Below are 18,317 nucleotides of genomic sequence, written 5' to 3'. Positions count from 1 at the left end.
TACAAAAACACGATCCCAACTTGGGTTGGTTAATTTTTCAATAATTACATCGTAATTGGTTTCACCCTTTCCATCTGCACCTAATCCATTTCGTTTAATTTCAAGAGATTGCGTTGCTTTGTGTAAAGCTTCTTGAAAACAGCGTCCAATTCCCATTACCTCACCAACCGATTTCATTTGCAAACCTAACGTTCTGTTTGCGCCTTCAAATTTATCAAAATTCCAACGTGGAATTTTCACAATTACATAATCCAATGTAGGCTCAAATAATGCCGATGTTGTTTTTGTTATTTGATTATTTAATTCATCTAAATTATAACCTAAAGCTAATTTTGCCGCAATTTTTGCAATTGGGTAACCTGTTGCTTTTGATGCCAATGCTGATGAACGAGATACACGTGGATTTATTTCAATAGCAATAATATCTTCTTTTTCATCTGGACTTACAGCAAACTGAACGTTACATCCACCTGCAAAATCTCCAATAGAACGCATCATTAAAATTGCCATATCACGCATTCTCTGGAATGTTTTATCACTTAAAGTCATTGCAGGTGCAACTGTAATTGAATCTCCAGTATGAATTCCCATTGGATCCATATTTTCAATAGTACAAATAATAACTACGTTATCATTTTCATCTCTCAAAAGCTCCAATTCGTACTCTTTCCAACCTAATAAGGCTTTATCAATAATTACTTCGTGAATAGGAGATGCTTCTAAACCTCTACTTAACAATTCATCAAAATCTTCTTTTTGATAAACAATTGAAGCTCCATAACCACCAAGTGTAAATGAAGGTCTGATAACTAAAGGAAATCCATATTCCTGCGCAATTTCTTTTCCTTTTAAAAATGAAGTTGCAACAGTTGATGGTGCTTGACCAACACCAATTTTAATCATTAACTGTCTAAACTTTTCACGGTCTTCAGTTATATTAATTGCATCAATATCAACACCAATTAATTCTACATTAAAATCTTTCCATATACCTTTATCATCTGCCTCAATACATAAATTTAATGCTGTTTGCCCACCCATTGTTGGTAAAACGGCATCAATATTTGGATGCTTTTGCAATATTTCTATAATAGATTTTGTGGTTAATGGTTTTAAATAAACATTATCAGCTAATGACGGATCCGTCATAATAGTTGCTGGATTAGAATTGATTAACGTTACTTCAATTCCTTCTTCTTTTAATGATCTAATGGCTTGAGAACCAGAATAATCAAACTCACATGCTTGTCCAATAATAATTGGACCTGACCCAATTATTAGTATTGATTTAATGTTTGTGTTTTTTGGCATTTGCTAGTATAAAAAATTAATGTGTAAATATCAATAAAATTCGTTTTTATTTAAAATATAGTTTTAAAAACTTATCAAAAAAACATAAAAAAAGGTGTTACTAATTGAAAGTAACACCTCATATATAAAACTACTGTTTCATTATTTCTTTGGTCTTGGGTCAGAAGAAACGCTAATTCTCTTTCTACCTTTGGCTCTTCTTCTTGCTAACACTTTTCTTCCAGTAGCAGAAGCCATACGCTCTCTAAAACCATGTTTATTTCTTCTCTTTCTTTTTGACGGCTGGTAAGTTCTTTTACTCATTACAAATATCTTTAAAAATCGTGTTTCTTATGTTGTTAGTTATTAGCAAAATCCTCCTGCTAAAAGCGAGGGCAAATATACAATTAGTTTTGTGTTTGACAAATAGATTTTAAAAAAATATTAAAAAAAATATTTTAACATAAAAAAATGAAATATTCCCTACATTTATAAAAAGCAAAAATACGCATAATATGTATCAAAAACCAATGTTAAAAGAAGGAAGTTTAAAAGATCAGGTAATTGTTGTTACTGGAGGTGGAAGCGGCTTAGGAAAATCTATGACTACATATTTTTTAGAATTAGGAGCGCAAGTGGTTATTACCTCAAGAAATATTGAAAAACTAAAGGCTGTTAAAATTGAATTGGAAGAAAAAACTGGAGGAATAGTTTTACCTATACAATGTGATGTTAGAAATTATTCTGAAGTTGAAAATCTTTTATCAAAAACTTTAGGAAAATTTGGTAAGGTTGATGGATTACTAAATAATGCTGCAGGAAATTTTATAAGTCCTACAGAACGTTTATCTGCCAATGCTTTTGATACTATTATAGATATTGTGTTAAAAGGTACTAAAAATTGCACATTGGCTTTTGGAAAACATTGGATTGATAAAAAACAACAAAAGGCAACTATATTAAATATTGTTACAACCTATGCCTATACAGGATCTGCTTATGTTGTGCCTTCTGCAACTGCCAAAGCGGGAGTTTTAGCAATGACCAGATCGTTAGCCGTTGAATGGGCAAAATACGGTATACGCTCAAATGCAATTGCTCCAGGTCCATTCCCTACAGAAGGCGCTTGGGACAGATTATTACCCGGAAACTTAAAAGAAAAGTTTGATATGAAAAAGAAAGTTCCGGTTGGTAGATTTGGCGAACACCAAGAATTGGCAAATTTAGCTGCATATTTAATGAGCGATTTTTCAGCATATATAAATGGAGAAGTTATAACAATTGATGGCGGTGAATGGTTAAAAGGTGCTGGAGAATTTAATATGTTAGAAGAAATTCCTCAAGAAATGTGGGACATGCTTGAAGCAATAATACGTAGCAAAAAAAGCAACTAGTTTATATTCTTAAAAAAGTCAAAAAAACTTTGTAATTGCTAACAAAAAGACTTCAAAAATTAATTCAAAACACAAATGAGTTAATTTAAAACATCTTTTAATATTTTAAATTTATAAATTTACCTCTAACAATAAAAACAACTAGCAATTATGTTAAATGAATATGGTAAATGGCATCATCCGTATAAACCTGCCAAAGAGTATAATAAAAAAGTAGCATATTTTAGTATGGAGTTTGGAATTCACCAAGCTTTAAATATTTATTCCGGTGGACTTGGTTTTCTTGCAGGGTCACATATGCGCTCTGGATTTGAGTTAAAACAAAATATGATTGGAATTGGAATGCTTTGGAAATATGGATATTATGACCAAGGAAGAAACGAAGATCAAACCCTAAGAACCGATTTTATTGAAAAAACTTTTGACTTTTTAGAAGATACTGGCATTGAAGTTGAAGTTCAACTACATGACAATCCACACGTAAAAGTAAGAGCATATATTTTAAAACCTGAGATTTTTGGAACCGTTCCAATGTATCTTTTAAGTACAGATGTAGAAGGTAACGATCATTTATCAAGAACTATTACCAACCATTTATACGATGCTAACGAAATTACAAGAATTTCACAAAGTATAATTTTAGGTATTGGTGGCGCTAAAGTTGTTGAAGCTTTAGGCGGAGCAGATATATATCACTTAAATGAAGGACATGCTTTACCTGCATTTTACTATTTAAAAGATAAAGGTGTAACAAAAAAACACTTTGCATTTACAACACACACTCCTGAAAAAGCAGGAAACGAAGAACGTGACGCTCGCCTTTTAAATAGATGCGGCTTTTTTGGAAGATATTATACTGAAGAAGATTTAAGAGAAGAAATGGTAAATGACGGAATGATTAATTACACCGTTTCTGCCTTAAGAATGGCAAACAAATCCAATGCCGTTTCTAAACTTCACGCTGTTGTTTCTAACAACATGTGGAAAGATTATTCAGGAATAGGTAAAATAATACCAATTACAAACGCTCAAAATCAAAAATTTTGGCAAGACGAAGAAATTAAAAAATCTTGGGAAAAGAAAAATGCTAAGAAATTTAAAGCTAGAAAAACTGAGCTAAAACAAGAATTGTTTGATGTTGTGTTAAATCAAACAAAGAAAATTTTCGATCCAAATATTCTTACCATTGTTTGGGCAAGAAGATTTGCTGGCTACAAAAGAGCAGATATATTTTTATACGACTTACAACGTTTTGAAAAGTTACTATCAAATGAAAAATATCCAGTACAAATAATTTGGGCAGGAAAACCATATCCAAAAGATTTTGGAGCTATTGATACGTTTAACCATTTAGTAAACTTCTCTAAACAATATAAAAATTTAACCGTTTTAACTGGTTATGAAATAGAATTATCTAGAAAACTAAAATGTGGATCAGATATTTGGTTAAACACACCAAGAATTACACGTGAAGCTTCTGGAACAAGTGGTATGACCGCAGCATTTAATGGCTCCGTAAACCTTTCAATTAATGATGGTTGGATTCCAGAATTTGAGAAAAATGGAGAAAACAGCTTTGTTTTACCAGCATTAGACCATACATTACCAGTTTGGGAACAAGATCAACAAGATTGTGCAAATTTATTTGATATTCTTGAAAATGAAGTTCTACCAACATACTATAACAACCCTAAAAAATGGCAAGAAATAGTATTTAACGCACTTACAGATGTAATTCCTGAATTTACAAGTAACAGAATGGCAGCTCAATATTACAAAGAGCTTTACAAATAGAAAATTAGTTAAAACATACTTTTTAAAAACCCTTTAAAAAATCTTTACTTTTTAAAGGGTTTTGTTTTTGCCAACTAAAATAGAGTTAGTACTTTTGCCCAAACCTACGGATAATGAAAAATACGAAATATGTTTTTGTAACTGGTGGCGTTACATCTTCACTTGGAAAAGGAATTATAGCAGCATCTTTAGCAAAATTATTACAAGAAAGAGGCTACTCTGTAACCATTCAAAAATTAGACCCTTATATTAATATTGACCCAGGAACATTAAATCCGTACGAACACGGAGAATGCTATGTTACCGAAGATGGTGCAGAAACTGATTTAGATTTAGGTCACTACGAACGTTTTTTAAACATTCCAACATCACAAGCTAACAACGTAACAACTGGTAGAATTTATCAATCTGTTATTGATAAAGAACGTAAAGGAGAATTTTTAGGTAAAACTGTTCAGGTTATTCCACATATTACTGATGAAATTAAACACCGTGTTCAAATTTTAGGAAACACTGGAGAGTTTGATATTGTAATTACTGAAATTGGTGGAACAGTTGGTGATATTGAGTCGTTACCGTATGTAGAATCTGTCCGTCAGTTATTATGGGAATTAGGCCATGAAAACGCCATTGTGGTTCATTTAACACTAGTTCCTTATTTAGCTGCTGCTGGTGAATTAAAAACAAAACCAACACAACATTCAGTAAAAATGTTGATGCAAAGTGGTGTAAGTCCAGATATTTTGGTTTGTAGAACCGAACATGAAATTTCAGATTCAATAAAAAACAAATTAGCATTGTTTTGCAATGTTAAAAAAGAAGATGTAATTCAATCTATTGATGCTGAAACTATTTACGATGTTCCAAATTTAATGTTGGAAGAAAATTTAGATTTAGTAGTTCTTAAAAAATTACAATTACCACAAGATAAACAACCAGAATTAAAAGTTTGGAATGAGTTTTTAACAAAATTTAAAAATCCTAAACATACTGTTGAAATTGGTTTAATTGGTAAATATGTTGAATTAAAAGATGCTTATAAATCTATTTCTGAAGCATTTATTCATGCAGGAGCTCAAAACGAGGTTCAAGTAAACATTAATTGGATACATTCTGAAGATTTAACTGTTGAAAATGTTCCAGATAAATTAAAAAATCTAAACGGAGTTTTAGTTGCACCAGGTTTTGGAGAACGCGGAATTGAAGGTAAAATTGCAGCAGTAAAATTTGCACGTGAAAACAATGTTCCTTTTTTAGGAATTTGCTTAGGAATGCAAATGGCTGTTATTGAATTTTCTAGAAATGTATTAGGTTTAAAAGATGCTAGTTCTAGTGAAATGGACAAAAACACAACAAATCCAGTAATTGATTTAATGGAAGAACAAAAAAGTGTTACCAATTACGGAGGAACAATGCGTTTAGGTGCTTGGGATTGCCAACTAAAAGACAATAGTAAAATAAAAAGTATTTACAAAAAAGAACATATTAGCGAACGTCACAGACATAGATATGAGTTTAACAGCTCTTATTTACAACAAATTGAAAACGCTGGAATGATAGCAACTGGAAAAAATCCAAAAACAGATCTAGTAGAAGTTGTGGAAATACCATCGCATCCTTGGTTTATTGGTGTTCAATACCATCCAGAATATAAAAGTACCGTATTAAATCCGCATCCTTTATTTGTAGATTTTGTAAAAGCAACTTTGGAACATTCTTTGAACTAACATACAATCATTAATAAATACTAGTTAATTATAATACATTTAGTACTTTTGTCGGGCTTTTTAAATTTTTATTAAAAAGCAAATGACAAATTGACATTTTTAAATACTCATGGAAGAAAAAAAATTCGACATTAATTCACTAATAGGTTTTGTACTGTTAGGCGCAATTATGATTTGGTGGATGTACACCAATCAACCAACTCCTGAAGAATTAGCTGCAGAAAAAGCTAAAACAGAACAAGTTGAAGAAGCAACAAAAACTGCAAATACCGCAAATACAATTGATAGTTCATCGGTAATAACACAAACTACAGATTCATTATCTTTTGCAAAAGCTAAAGGTGAGTTGGGCGCATTTGCTTATTCAGCATCATTACCATCAGCAACAGAAAACGAAACAGTTTTAGAAAATAATGTAATTAAATTAGTTATTTCTAATAAAGGTGGGCAAATTAAAGAGGCGTTAATTAAAAAATACGTAACACACGATTCTTTACCACTATATATAGTAAAAGATAACAACACTTCTTTTAACATTAATTTTGGAACATCAGAAAACAGGACTTTAAATACAAAAGATTTATTTTTTGAACCAACAACTGCTAAAAATGGTTCAAACCAAGTGCTTTCTATGAAATTGAAAGTTGCTGAAGATAAATACTTAGAATATAGATATGAATTAAAACCTGATGAATATATGATTGATTTCATAGTTCGTTCACAAGGTTTAAGTTCTGCCATCAATCAATCACAACAATTAGTTTTAGATTGGGATTTAAAAGCGTTTAAAAATGAAAAAAGTATTCGCTACGAAAATCAACAGACTGAAATGTACTACGAAAAAGAAGATGAAAAAATTGATTACTTATCTGTTGGAGATGAAGATGACGCCGAAGAAACCGATGTAAACTGGGTTGCTTTTAAACAACATTTCTTTTCTTCTATTTTAATTACAGATAAAGCATTTGATAAGGCTTCTTTAACTTCAAAATCGTTAATAGAAAATGAAGATATTGATACAACTTATACCAAACAATTTAATTTAAAAACACCAATAGCATTAGAAGGTGGTGAATTAAATTATAAAATGAATTGGTATATAGGACCAAATGATTACAAAATTCTTAAAAAATACGATAGAAATATTAAAGAAATTGTAAACTTAGGTTGGGGAATATTTGGATACATAAACCGTTTAATTTTTATTCCTGTATTTAACTTTTTACAAGGATTTATAGGTAACTATGGGTTAATTATTATTCTTTTAACTATTGTGGTTAGAATATTAATGTCTCCATTGGTATATAAATCTTATTTGTCAAGTGCTAAAATGAAAGTACTTAGACCAGAAATGGAAGAAATAAACAATCGTTTACCAGGTAAAGAAAATGCTATGAAACGTCAGCAAGAAACTATGGCTGTACAAAGTAAAGCTGGTGTAAGTCCTCTTTCTGGTTGTATTCCTGCATTGTTACAAATGCCAGTATTCTTCGCGTTGTTTAGATTTTTCCCTTCAAATATAGATTTACGTCAAAAAAGTTTTTTATGGGCAGAAGATTTATCTGCATACGATTCTATATTTAAATTACCATTTAAAATACCAATGTATGGAGATCATATTAGTTTGTTTCCAATTTTAGCATCTGTAGCTATTTTCTTTTATATGAAAATGAGTCAAAGTCAGCAAATGAATATGACTCCTCAACAAGAAGGAATGCCTGATATGCAAAAGATGATGAAAATGATGATGTATCTTTCTCCGGTAATGATGTTAATTTTCTTTAATATGTATGCAAGTAGTTTAAGTTTATATTATTTTGTATCTAACTTATTAACTATTGGAATTATGTTAGTTATAAAGCATTATATTATTGATGAAGAAAAAATACATGCTAAAATTCAGGAAAATAAAAAGAAACCTAAAAAAGAAAGCAAGTTCCGCCAGCGTTTAAATGACGCTATGAAACAAGCACAAGAGCAACAAGCAAAGCAACAAAAAAAGAAATAAAAGTTAGACTTTTAAATAAAATATCAAAGGTAAAACTTTGATATTTTATTTTATACCAAACCCCACCCCAAATAAAGCAATTAATGAACCCCTCAAAAAGTAATTATAAAATTCTTAAAAACCACAATATTATTGTTGAATACCACGAAGGAACATTAGATTTAAATTCATACATCTCTTTTAAAACATTAGTATTTAACAACCCATTCTATTCAAGTTCTTTAAATTATATTGTGAATTTTAAAAATGTGAATATGAATGCAAATTTCAACGATGTAGAAAAATACATTGATCATTTAAAACAAATTCCAAAGGTTTTAGGTAAGAAAAGAGTTGCGTTACTAACCAGAACGCCTAATCAAATTGTTCCTTCTACTATTTATAAAATGAAAGAGGCCGAATTAAGTCATTCCGTAGGTATATTTTCTACCTACGAAAGCGCCTTAAACTGGTTACAAACCGATTTAACTTCTAATGAACTTATAAATATTTTTATAGAATTAAAGAAATAACTATTGATTTAGAAAATTAAAAAAAGGCTGTTGAAGATAATCTACAACAGCCTTTTTTTTATGAGTATATTATTTATTTTACAATGCCTCTTTTAATTATTAACACTTAATAATAGTAGAGCAGTTTATTACTTATTTAAAAAAGAAAGCACATTTTTTTCAATACGTTCTGCAATATTACTAACATCCGATTTTATAAAGGTTTCACCTGTAATTTTCTCGTATAATTCAATATAACGTTCAGAAATTTCATTAATTTTCTCCTCATTCATATCAGGAATTGTTTGCCCTTCTAATCCTTGAAAACCATTTGCAATTAACCATTGACGCACAAATTCTTTAGATAATTGCTTTTGAGCCTCTCCTCTATCTTGTCTTTCTTTATATCCATCAGCATAAAAATAGCGAGAAGAATCTGGTGTATGAATTTCATCAATTAATACAATTTTACCATCTTTTGTTTTTCCAAATTCATATTTAGTATCTACCAAAATTAAACCGCGTTCAGCAGCAATTTCAGTTCCTTTTTTAAATAAGGCTCTTGTATAATTTTCTAAAACTTCGTAATCTTCTTTTGTAACAATTCCTTTCGCTAAAATATTTTCTTTAGAAATATCTTCATCGTGTGAACCAGTGTCAGCTTTTGTTGTAGGAGTAATAATTGGTTCAGGAAATTTATCATTTTCTTTCATTCCTTCGGGCATTTTTACACCACAAAGCAATCTTTTTCCAGCTTTATATTCACGTGCTGCGTGACCTGATAAGTAACCCCTAATTACCATTTCAACTTTAAACGGTGTACACATATGGCCAATTGCTACATTTGGGTCTGGAATTGCAATAATCCAATTTGGCACAATATCTTTAGTTGCGTCCATCATTTTTGATGCAATCTGATTTAATATTTGTCCTTTAAACGGAATTTGTTTTGGCATAATTACATCAAAAGCCGAAAGTCTGTCTGATGCAATCATTACCAATAATTCATTGTTTATATTATAAACTTCTCTCACTTTTCCTTTATAAACCGATATTTGATTTGGAAAGTTGTAATTGGTATTATTAATTGTATTACTCATCTTATAGTTGTTGTGTTGTTATCATTCAATTGTTCAAAAATACATCAATTATTCGGTACCAACTTCTAAACTTTTGTAAGCCGAAATTATTTCTTTAACCAATCTGTGTCGTATTACATCTTTATCATCAAAATAAACAAATGCAATTCCTTTAATATCTTTTAAAGTTAACATTGCTTCTTTTAAACCCGAAACTTGCCTGCGAGGTAAATCTATTTGACCTGGATCTCCGTTTATAACAAAACGGGCGCTTTTTCCCATTCTTGTTAAAAACATTTTCATTTGATTGTGTGTTGTATTTTGGGCTTCATCTAAAATTACAAAAGCATTATCTAACGTTCTACCACGCATAAATGCCAACGGTGCAATTTCTATAATTCCTTTTTCTATGTACGATTCTAATTTTTCAAATGGAATCATATCTCTTAAAGCATCATAAAGTGGTTGCATATACGGATCTAATTTTTCTTTTAAATCTCCCGGTAAAAACCCTAAATTTTCTCCAGATTCCACAGCTGGCCGTGTTAGCACAATTCTTCTAACCTCTCTTTCTTTTAAGGCTTTAACCGCTAAAGCCACTGCTGTATAGGTTTTTCCAGTTCCAGCTGGTCCAATGGCAAAAAGCATATCATTTTTAGTCATTTTATCAACCATTTTACGTTGATTTACTGTTTGCGCTTTAATTAGCTTACCTCCAACACCATGAACCAAAACATCATCACCAAACTTAGATGTTTTATTTTCTTTTCCGTTTGATGTTAAAATTTGTTCAATACTATTTTCGTCTAACTTATTGTACTTATTAAAATAGTTGATTAGCATTTCTAAACGTTTCTCAAATTCATCTAAAATTTCAGGTTCGCCGTATGCCTTTAAGCTTGTGCCACGTGCAACAATTTTAAGTTTTGGAAAATATTTATTTAATATTTCTACATGAGAATTTTGAGTTCCAAATAAATCATTTGGGTTTATCTCTGTCAGTTCAATAATGCGCTCGTTCAAATGGTAAAAGTTGTTAAGTTTAAATATAAATTTGATTTCTATTCACAGAATAATTGATTAGATTTGTAAACAAATTTAATTATATCAAATTATAAAAATTGAAACTTTTCCAATAAGTTTTAAACATTTTATTAAAGGTGTAATTTTATAGTATTTTAAAAAAAAACTTGCGAAATTACTTATGTCTATAATAACTTTAACTACTGATTTTGGGATTAAAGACCATTTTGTAGGAGCCATTAAGGGCACTATTTATAGTGAATTACCCGATGCTAGAATTGTTGATATTTCGCACCAAATCTCACCATTTAACATTACTGAAACTGCATATATTTTAAGAAATGCATACAAAAGTTTCCCTAATGGAAGCATTCATATTATTGGTGTAGATTCTGAATTAAACCAGGAAAACAAACATATTGCGTTATTGTTAGACAATCATTATTTTATTTGTCCTAACAATGGTGTAATTTCTTTATTAGCATCCGAAATAAAACCAGAAAAAATTGTTGAAATAAATATCCACGATCGTGTAGAAACTATTTTTCCTGTTTTAGATGTTTTTGTAAAAGTTGCTTGCCATATTGCGCGTGGTGGAACCTTAGAGGTGATAGGTAAAATAATTCCAGATTTTGAAAGATTGGTAGAATTACAACCAACTATTTCATCGGACAATAACACAATTTATGGCAACGTTATTTACGTAGATAATTACGGAAACTCTATTAGTAATATTTCTAAAAAAACATTTACCGATATTGGAAAAGGACGTCCATACGAAGTAATTGCAAATAGATATTCTTTTAAAAAAATTGTAGAAAAATATAGTGATATTGTAGACTTTTCGGTACCTAAAGATGAGCGTCAAATAGATGGAACACGGTTAGCTTTATTTAATACTGCCAATTATTTAGAAATTGCTATTTATAGAAGCAACTTAGATACTGTTGGTGGTGCAGTTTCATTATTAGGTTTAAATTATAGAGATTTTATTACCGTAAAATTCACCTAAAATAGGTTCTAATATATTAAAAGTTATAAGTTTGTAATTCGTAAATCATAATTCATTAAATGTTATCAATCCTAAAAAAAGAACTTACATCATTTTTTTCATCTCCCATTGGATATTTGGTAATTACCGTTTATTTACTTGTAAATGGCTTATTTTTATGGGTTTTTGAAGGAGATTTTAATATTTTACACGCTGGTTTTGCCGATTTAAACAGCTACTTTTTTTTAGCTCCTTGGATTTTTATTTTTTTAATTCCGGCCATTACAATGCGCAGTTTTTCCGATGAAATAAATACGGGAACTATTGAAATTTTAAAAACAAAACCAATTACAACCTGGCAAATTATTTTGGGAAAATATTTAGGTTCCTTAACATTGGTTATTATTACTATTATTCCCACATTAATTTATGCGTTTAGCATTTACAAGCTTGGAAATCCGGTTGGAAATGTAGCCATTGGCACTACTTTAGGTTCTTTTATTGGCTTACTTTTTTTAGCAAGTTCATACACGGCTATCGGTATTTTTTCATCAACAATATCTAAAAACCAAATTGTTTCATTTTTAATTGCGGTTTTTATTTGCTTCTTTTTATACTACGCGTTTGAAGCTTTAGCAACCTATAATTTATTTGGAAATTTAGATGCTACAATTCAAAATTTAGGAATGAGCGCACATTTTAATAGTATTGGAAAAGGAGTTATTGATACTAGAGATTTAATTTATTTTTTTTCTGTTTCTTTTCTGTTTTTATTTTTAACCAAACAAAAAATTGAAAATGCGCAGTAAAACTTCTAAAATAGCATTGTTTGTTTTTGGTTTATTTTTGATAAACTTTATAGGAAATAAAATTTACAAACGTTTTGATTTAACCGAAGATCACAGATACACACTGTCTGAAACCACTAAAAACATTGCTAAAAAAGTAGATGATGTTATACTTATAAAAGTGTACTTACAAGGTAATTTTCCGGCAGAATTTAAACGTCTTCAAACTGAAACTCAATTACATTTAGAAGAATTAAAATTTATAAATAAAAACATTCAGTATCGTTTTATTGATCCTACAGATATTAACGAAGAACTAATTGACAGTGGTTTAGAACCAAGCAGTTTACAAGTTCAAGAAAATGGAAAATTATCAGAAATGGTTTTATTTCCTTGGGCTGTAATTAATTACAAAAACAAAACCGAAAAAGTTTCTCTTTTAAACGATGTTGTTTCCAATTCTCAAGATGAACAATTAGAAAGTTCTATTCAAAATTTAGAATATGCTTTTGCAAATGCTATTCATAAAATAACTGCTTCTAAATCAAAAAAAATAGCTGTATTAAAAGGTAATGGAGAATTATCTGATATTTATTTAGCTGATTTTTTACGAAAATTAAATGAATATTATTTATTAGCACAATACACTTTAGATTCTGTTGAAACACAACCACAAAAAACGCTTTTTGAACTTTCTAATTTCGATTTAGCAATTATAGCAAAACCAACGGAAAAATTTTCGGAACAAGAAAAATTTGTGTTGGATCAATTTATTATGAATGGTGGTAAAACATTATTTTTAATTGATAATGTACAAGCCGAATTAGATAGTTTGCAACAAACTGGTGAAGCACTTGCGTATCCTAGAGATTTGGGTTTAACCGATTTCTTTTTTAATTATGGCGTTCGAATAAATTCAGATTTAGTTACCGATTTATATTGTTCTCAAATTCCGTTAGCAACAGGAAATATTGGAAATCAAACTCAATTTAGCCAATTTCCATGGGTATTTAATCCGTTGGCAATTTCAAAAAACAATCATCCAATTAATACAAACATTGAAGCTGTTAATTTTAAATTTACCAGTAATATAGATACGTTAAAAAACAATATCAAAAAAACTATATTATTACAAAGCTCTCCGCTATCTAAAATAATAGGAACTCCATCAATTGTTTCATTAAAAACTATTAATACTGCACCCATAAAAGAAGAATATAACAATGGAAATCAACCTTTAGCTGTTCTTTTAGAAGGTCCTTTTAAATCGGCTTACAACGGCAGAGTTAAACCTTTTAAAACACTAAAACCTATTGAAAATGGCCTTGAAAATAAAATGATTGTAATTGCAGATGGAGATATTATTGCGAATGAAATAGCAAAAGGGCAACCTTTAGAATTAGGAGTAGACAAATGGACTTATCAACGCTATGGCAATAAAGATTTTCTTTTAAACTCTGTAAACTATTTATTGGATGATACTGGATTGTTAAGTATTCGATCCAAAAAAATTAAAATCAACTTTTTAGATAAACAAAAAGCATTTGAAGAATCTAAAAAATGGCAGTTTATTAATATAGCTTTTCCTTTAATTATATTAACCCTATTTGGTGGTATATTTTACTATTTCAGGTTTAAAAAGTATCAATAAAAGACCTAAATAGTCTTCTTAAAGAACTGTTAAAATTAAAAGTCAAAAAAAATAAGCCTTTTTAAAATAGTATATTTGTTATTAAACTTAAAAAATAACTATTATGCTAAAAAAATTATCACTTTTATTATTTGTTGTTGGTTTTATATCTGCAACAAATGCTCAAATTAAAACTCCACAACCTAGCCCATTATCAAAAATTGAACAAGTTGTTGGGTTAACAGATGTTACTATAGAATATTCTCGTCCTGGAATGAAAGGAAGAACTATTTTTGGAGATTTAGTTCCTTACGGACAAACGTGGAGAACCGGAGCAAATGCAAATACTAAAATTACTTTTAGCGACAACGTTACTGTTGATGGAAAAGAATTAAAAAAAGGAACGTATGCAGTTTTTACAATTCCAAATGAAAAATCTTGGGATATAATTTTTTATTCTGATTCTAACAATTGGGGAACTCCTCAAAAATGGGATGAAACTAAAGTTGCAGCAAAAGCTACTGTTGAAGTGCAAGAAATGCCTATGAAAATAGAAACTTTTACCATTACTGTTGATGATTTAGCTACTGGATCTGCAGTTTTAGGAATACTATGGGAAAACGTTTATGTTGGTGTTAAATTTGAAGTTCCAACAGATGCACTTACTACAAAAAGTATAGAAACCGTTATGGCTGGACCATCTGGAAACGACTATTTTCAAGCGGCAACTTATTACCACACAGAGAAAAAAGATTTAAAACAAGCCTTGGCTTGGATGCAAAAAGCAACTGCAGGAGAAAATCCTCCATTTTGGTACTTACGCAGAATGAGTTTAATTCAAGCTGATTTAGGAGACAAAAAAGGAGCAATTGCAACCGCACAAAAAAGTTTAGCTGCTGCTGAAAAAGCAAACAATGCAGATTATATTAAAATGAATAAAGAATCAATAGCCGAATGGCAAAAATAACAACTATGAAAAATTTTAAATTAACTCTTGTTTTAGTATTACTTACTACCGTAATTTTTGCACAAAAAAGTCCAAGAAAACAAGTAAACGGAACCATTGGGCACGTTAATGTAGATATAGATTTTGGTGCTCCAAGCGTTAAAGAAAGAGCAATTTGGGGAGCTTTAGTTCCTTACAATAAAGTTTGGAGAGCTGGCGCAAATGAAAACACTACTATTTCTTTTGACGAAAAAGTAACCATACAAGACAAAACTGTTTTCCCTGGAAAATATGGTTTTTTCATCATTCCAAATGATGCAAAAGATTGGATATTAATACTAAGCAGTGAAAACGATGCTTGGGGTTCTAATTCTTATAACGAAAATGATGACGTTGTTAGAATAGCTGTTACACCTCAATTTGTAGAAGAAAATCAAGAAGAATTAAGTTACAACGTTACTTCTGAAGGAATTGAAATTGCTTGGGAAAAAGTAAGACTCTTAATTCCAATAAAATAATACTCTTAGTATTTTAAAAAGACTGTCTAAAAAGTAAAATTGCGTCAACCTGAACTCGTTTCAGGTTCTCATAACTATTAGTTATCAAAATGGTGAGATTCTGAATCAAGTTCAGAACAACGGTTTTAAATTCTTTTTAGACAGTTTTTTTTATATAATTTCTTTTTTAGTTGTAAGTGTTTGTATCAAAATAGCAATAGACATTACCAAAGCACAGCCAAATAAATTTAACCATAAATAAGGCATCCAATCGTACCACCAACCAATTATTACAATTATTTGTGTAATTATTGCTGCTGTAAAAACAGCATTACTTTTCACATATTTTATAAAAAATGCTAATAAAAATATTCCTAAAACATTGCCATAAAATATAGAACCAATAATATTTACTAATTGAATTAAATTATCAAACAAATTGGCTACACAAGCAACAGAAATTGCTATTAATCCCCAAATTAAGGTAAACCATTTTGAAACTTTCACATAATGATCATCTGTTTTTTCTGAAGTAACATTTCTTTTATATAAATCTATAGCCGTAGTACTTGCCAAAGCATTTAACTCTGATGCGGTACTAGACATTGCTGCCGATAAAATAACTGCCAACAACAAACCAATTAACCCACGTGGTAAATTGTGTAAAATAAAATGAATAAACACATAATCTTTATCATTGGTTTCAACCGAAGCATCTGCCTTTTTAATTAATTCTTTAGCTTCTGCCCTATTTTCTAAATCCAACGAATTTATTTGCTGAATATTTTCAATTAACTCAGCATTCATTAATTCGTTTCCGTATTTTAAACTAGCAATATATTTTTGCTTTTCAATCTCTAACTGCTTATCTTCTAGTTTTTTATATTCATCAGCATAAACAGAACTTTTCACTGCGTTATTTGCTGCCGGATTAAAATTTAAAGGAGACGCATTAAACTGATAAAACACAAATACCATAACACCAACCAACAAAATAAAAAATTGCATTGGCACTTTTAATAAACCATTAAAAACTAAACCAAGTTGCATTTCTTTAACCGATTTTCCAGACAAATAACGTTGTACCTGACTTTGATCTGTTCCAAAATAAGACAATGCTAAAAACGATCCACCAATAATTCCGCTCCAAACCGTATAACGATTTTCAAAATTAAAAGAGAAATCTAAAATATCCATTTTACCACTTGCACCCGCAATTTTTAACGCTTCTACAAATGATATATCTTCAGGCAAATAGCTTACTATTAAATAAAAAGCAACAAACATTCCTCCAAAAATCACAGCCATTTGCTGTTTTTGAGTAACACTCACTGCTTTTGTTCCTCCAGAAACTGTGTAAATAATTACTAAAACACCAATAATAATATTTAAGGTAATTAAATCCCATCCTAAAACAGCCGACAAAATAATAGCTGGCGCAAAAATGGTAATTCCTGCAGCTAATCCACGTTGAATTAAAAATAAAATTGCCGCTAAACTTCTTGTTTTTAAATCGAATCTGGTTTCTAAGTATTCGTACGCTGTATAAACTTTTAATCTATGATAAATAGGAATAAATACCAAGCAAATAACTACCATTGCAATTGGCAATCCAAAGTAAAATTGCACAAAGCCCATTCCACTATGAAACGCTTGTCCAGGTGTTGATAAAAATGTAATGGCACTTGCTTGTGTTGCCATTACAGATAAACCAATTGTCCACCATTTAGCTTCACTTCCACCTTTTATATAATCATCAACATTTTTACTGCCACGCGTTTTATAGGCTCCATACGAAACAATAAAAAGTAAGGTGCCAATAAGTATAATCCAATCTAATTGTTGCATAATTTTAAGTGAAAATTTCCATTAAAACATAAAATACTAAAATATAAAAAGCATTCAGCAACAAAACAGTTGTGTATTCACTTTTCCAATGATATTTTTGATTATTCATATTAATTTTTAATTGTTTTTTCAGAAGGAATTTTCCCTACTGAAAGCATATTTGCAAATAACTTATAAGCTCCGGAAACTCCAACAGGCAATTCTCTAAAAAAACTTAGGCCTGTATAAATAAAATTACCTTTTCCAAATTTAGTAATTAAAATGCTACCATCACTTTTAGGTTCATTTTTATCGTTCATACTAATAATTGTTTCAAAATTAGCATCCCATTCAGAAGGAAAGTATAAACCTCTCTCCTGAACCCAACCATCAAAATCTGCCGAAGTAATTTTATTCGGAAAATTTAACAATGGATGTGAAGGATTTAATATTCTAACTTCTGAATTTTCATCAGTAACTCTGTCTCTTGATAATTTTAGTGAATATGGCGCCAATTCGTCAACTTTTAATCTAGAATTTGTATTGTATTGCACAATTAACGTGCCACCATTTTTAACATAATCGTGTAAATGTTTTTGATAAAACTTCGCTTTATCATTGGTATTGTAAGCTCTAATTCCTAATACAACTGCATCAAAATTCTCTAATTTCTCAGGTGTAATTTCATCCTCTTTTAGCTCTACTACGGTATAACCTATTTGTCTTAAACTTGTTGGTATTTCATCTCCAGCACCTTGAATATAACCAATTAATTGTCCTTTTTTCTCAATATTTAACCGAACCACTTTAGCTTCAGAAGGCATTATTACAG

General features: G+C 30.0%; 15 protein-coding genes and 1 pseudogene. 10 read left to right on the top strand and 6 right to left on the bottom strand.

Going from position 1 to position 18,317, the window contains the following annotated elements:
* Both carB and rpmH read right to left on the bottom strand, forming a co-directional pair.
* A partial coding sequence (carB, locus tag ABY298_RS08975) for a carbamoyl-phosphate synthase large subunit (protein WP_372745708.1) occupies positions 1-1,311 on the bottom strand: 1,311 nt, incomplete at its 3' end.
* Positions 1,312-1,452: 141 nt separating this feature from the next.
* Positions 1,453-1,614 (bottom strand): 50S ribosomal protein L34, encoded by a 162-nt coding sequence (rpmH, locus tag ABY298_RS08970; RefSeq protein ID WP_090221690.1) that lies wholly within the window; start codon positions 1,612-1,614, stop codon positions 1,453-1,455.
* Between the two features lie 191 nt (positions 1,615-1,805).
* Here rpmH and ABY298_RS08965 point away from each other — a divergent pair, with 191 nt between their 5' ends.
* The 5 genes from ABY298_RS08965 to ABY298_RS08945 all read left to right on the top strand — a co-directional run bounded on the left by ABY298_RS08965 (position 1,806) and on the right by ABY298_RS08945 (position 8,725).
* Entirely contained in the window at positions 1,806-2,684 is an 879-nt protein-coding gene (locus ABY298_RS08965) for an SDR family oxidoreductase (RefSeq protein ID WP_372745707.1), read from the top strand.
* A gap of 150 nt (positions 2,685-2,834) precedes the next feature.
* Positions 2,835-4,478, top strand: a complete 1,644-nt coding sequence (gene glgP, locus ABY298_RS08960; protein WP_372745706.1) for an alpha-glucan family phosphorylase — start codon at positions 2,835-2,837, stop codon at positions 4,476-4,478.
* Positions 4,479-4,591: 113 nt separating this feature from the next.
* Positions 4,592-6,205, top strand: coding sequence for a CTP synthase (locus tag ABY298_RS08955; RefSeq protein WP_372745705.1), 1,614 nt, complete (start codon positions 4,592-4,594; stop codon positions 6,203-6,205).
* A gap of 109 nt (positions 6,206-6,314) precedes the next feature.
* Entirely contained in the window at positions 6,315-8,213 is a 1,899-nt protein-coding gene (yidC, locus tag ABY298_RS08950; protein WP_372745704.1) for a membrane protein insertase YidC, read from the top strand.
* A gap of 83 nt (positions 8,214-8,296) precedes the next feature.
* On the top strand, positions 8,297-8,725 hold the full coding sequence (locus ABY298_RS08945; protein ID WP_372745703.1) for a hypothetical protein: 429 nt from the start codon (positions 8,297-8,299) through the stop codon (positions 8,723-8,725).
* A 128-nt stretch (positions 8,726-8,853) separates the two neighbouring features.
* Here the strand turns inward: ABY298_RS08945 and ABY298_RS08940 are convergent, their stop codons facing one another.
* Both ABY298_RS08940 and ABY298_RS08935 read right to left on the bottom strand, forming a co-directional pair.
* The gene (locus ABY298_RS08940; protein ID WP_372745701.1) at positions 8,854-9,804 is read right to left on the bottom strand and encodes a phosphoribosylaminoimidazolesuccinocarboxamide synthase; all 951 of its coding nucleotides are present in this window, start codon (positions 9,802-9,804) and stop codon (positions 8,854-8,856) included.
* A gap of 48 nt (positions 9,805-9,852) precedes the next feature.
* Positions 9,853-10,806, bottom strand: a complete 954-nt coding sequence (locus ABY298_RS08935) for a PhoH family protein (protein WP_372745699.1) — start codon at positions 10,804-10,806, stop codon at positions 9,853-9,855.
* 181 nt (positions 10,807-10,987) lie between these two features.
* Between ABY298_RS08935 and ABY298_RS08930 the strand changes: the two genes are divergently transcribed.
* The 5 genes from ABY298_RS08930 to ABY298_RS08910 all read left to right on the top strand — a co-directional run bounded on the left by ABY298_RS08930 (position 10,988) and on the right by ABY298_RS08910 (position 15,679).
* Positions 10,988-11,818: an S-adenosyl-l-methionine hydroxide adenosyltransferase family protein gene (locus tag ABY298_RS08930; RefSeq protein WP_372745697.1), complete on the top strand. Its 831-nt coding sequence runs from the start codon at positions 10,988-10,990 to the stop codon at positions 11,816-11,818.
* A gap of 59 nt (positions 11,819-11,877) precedes the next feature.
* Positions 11,878-12,606, top strand: a complete 729-nt coding sequence (gldF, locus tag ABY298_RS08925; protein WP_372745694.1) for a gliding motility-associated ABC transporter permease subunit GldF — start codon at positions 11,878-11,880, stop codon at positions 12,604-12,606.
* Positions 12,596-14,236: a gliding motility-associated ABC transporter substrate-binding protein GldG gene (gene gldG / locus ABY298_RS08920; RefSeq protein ID WP_372745692.1), complete on the top strand. Its 1,641-nt coding sequence runs from the start codon at positions 12,596-12,598 to the stop codon at positions 14,234-14,236. Before gldF ends, gldG begins: the two co-directional genes overlap by 11 nt.
* A gap of 103 nt (positions 14,237-14,339) precedes the next feature.
* Positions 14,340-15,182 (top strand): DUF2911 domain-containing protein, encoded by an 843-nt coding sequence (locus ABY298_RS08915; RefSeq protein ID WP_372745690.1) that lies wholly within the window; start codon positions 14,340-14,342, stop codon positions 15,180-15,182.
* 5 nt (positions 15,183-15,187) lie between these two features.
* Positions 15,188-15,679 (top strand): DUF2911 domain-containing protein, encoded by a 492-nt coding sequence (locus ABY298_RS08910; RefSeq protein ID WP_372745689.1) that lies wholly within the window; start codon positions 15,188-15,190, stop codon positions 15,677-15,679.
* A 150-nt stretch (positions 15,680-15,829) separates the two neighbouring features.
* Here the strand turns inward: ABY298_RS08910 and ABY298_RS08905 are convergent, their stop codons facing one another.
* A complete protein-coding gene (locus ABY298_RS08905; RefSeq protein WP_372745687.1) occupies positions 15,830-17,506 on the bottom strand; it encodes a sodium:solute symporter in 1,677 nt (558 codons plus the stop codon).
* Between the two features lie 110 nt (positions 17,507-17,616).
* Positions 17,617-18,317: pseudogene (locus ABY298_RS08900) on the bottom strand (LmbE family protein); the annotation flags it as partial.

The sequence above is a fragment of the Lutibacter sp. genome (genome assembly GCF_041596795.1).
Classification (GTDB): Bacteria; Bacteroidota; Bacteroidia; order Flavobacteriales; family Flavobacteriaceae; genus Lutibacter.
Note: the sequence above shows the minus strand (reverse complement) of the source record. Positions and strands in the feature narration are given on the sequence as shown.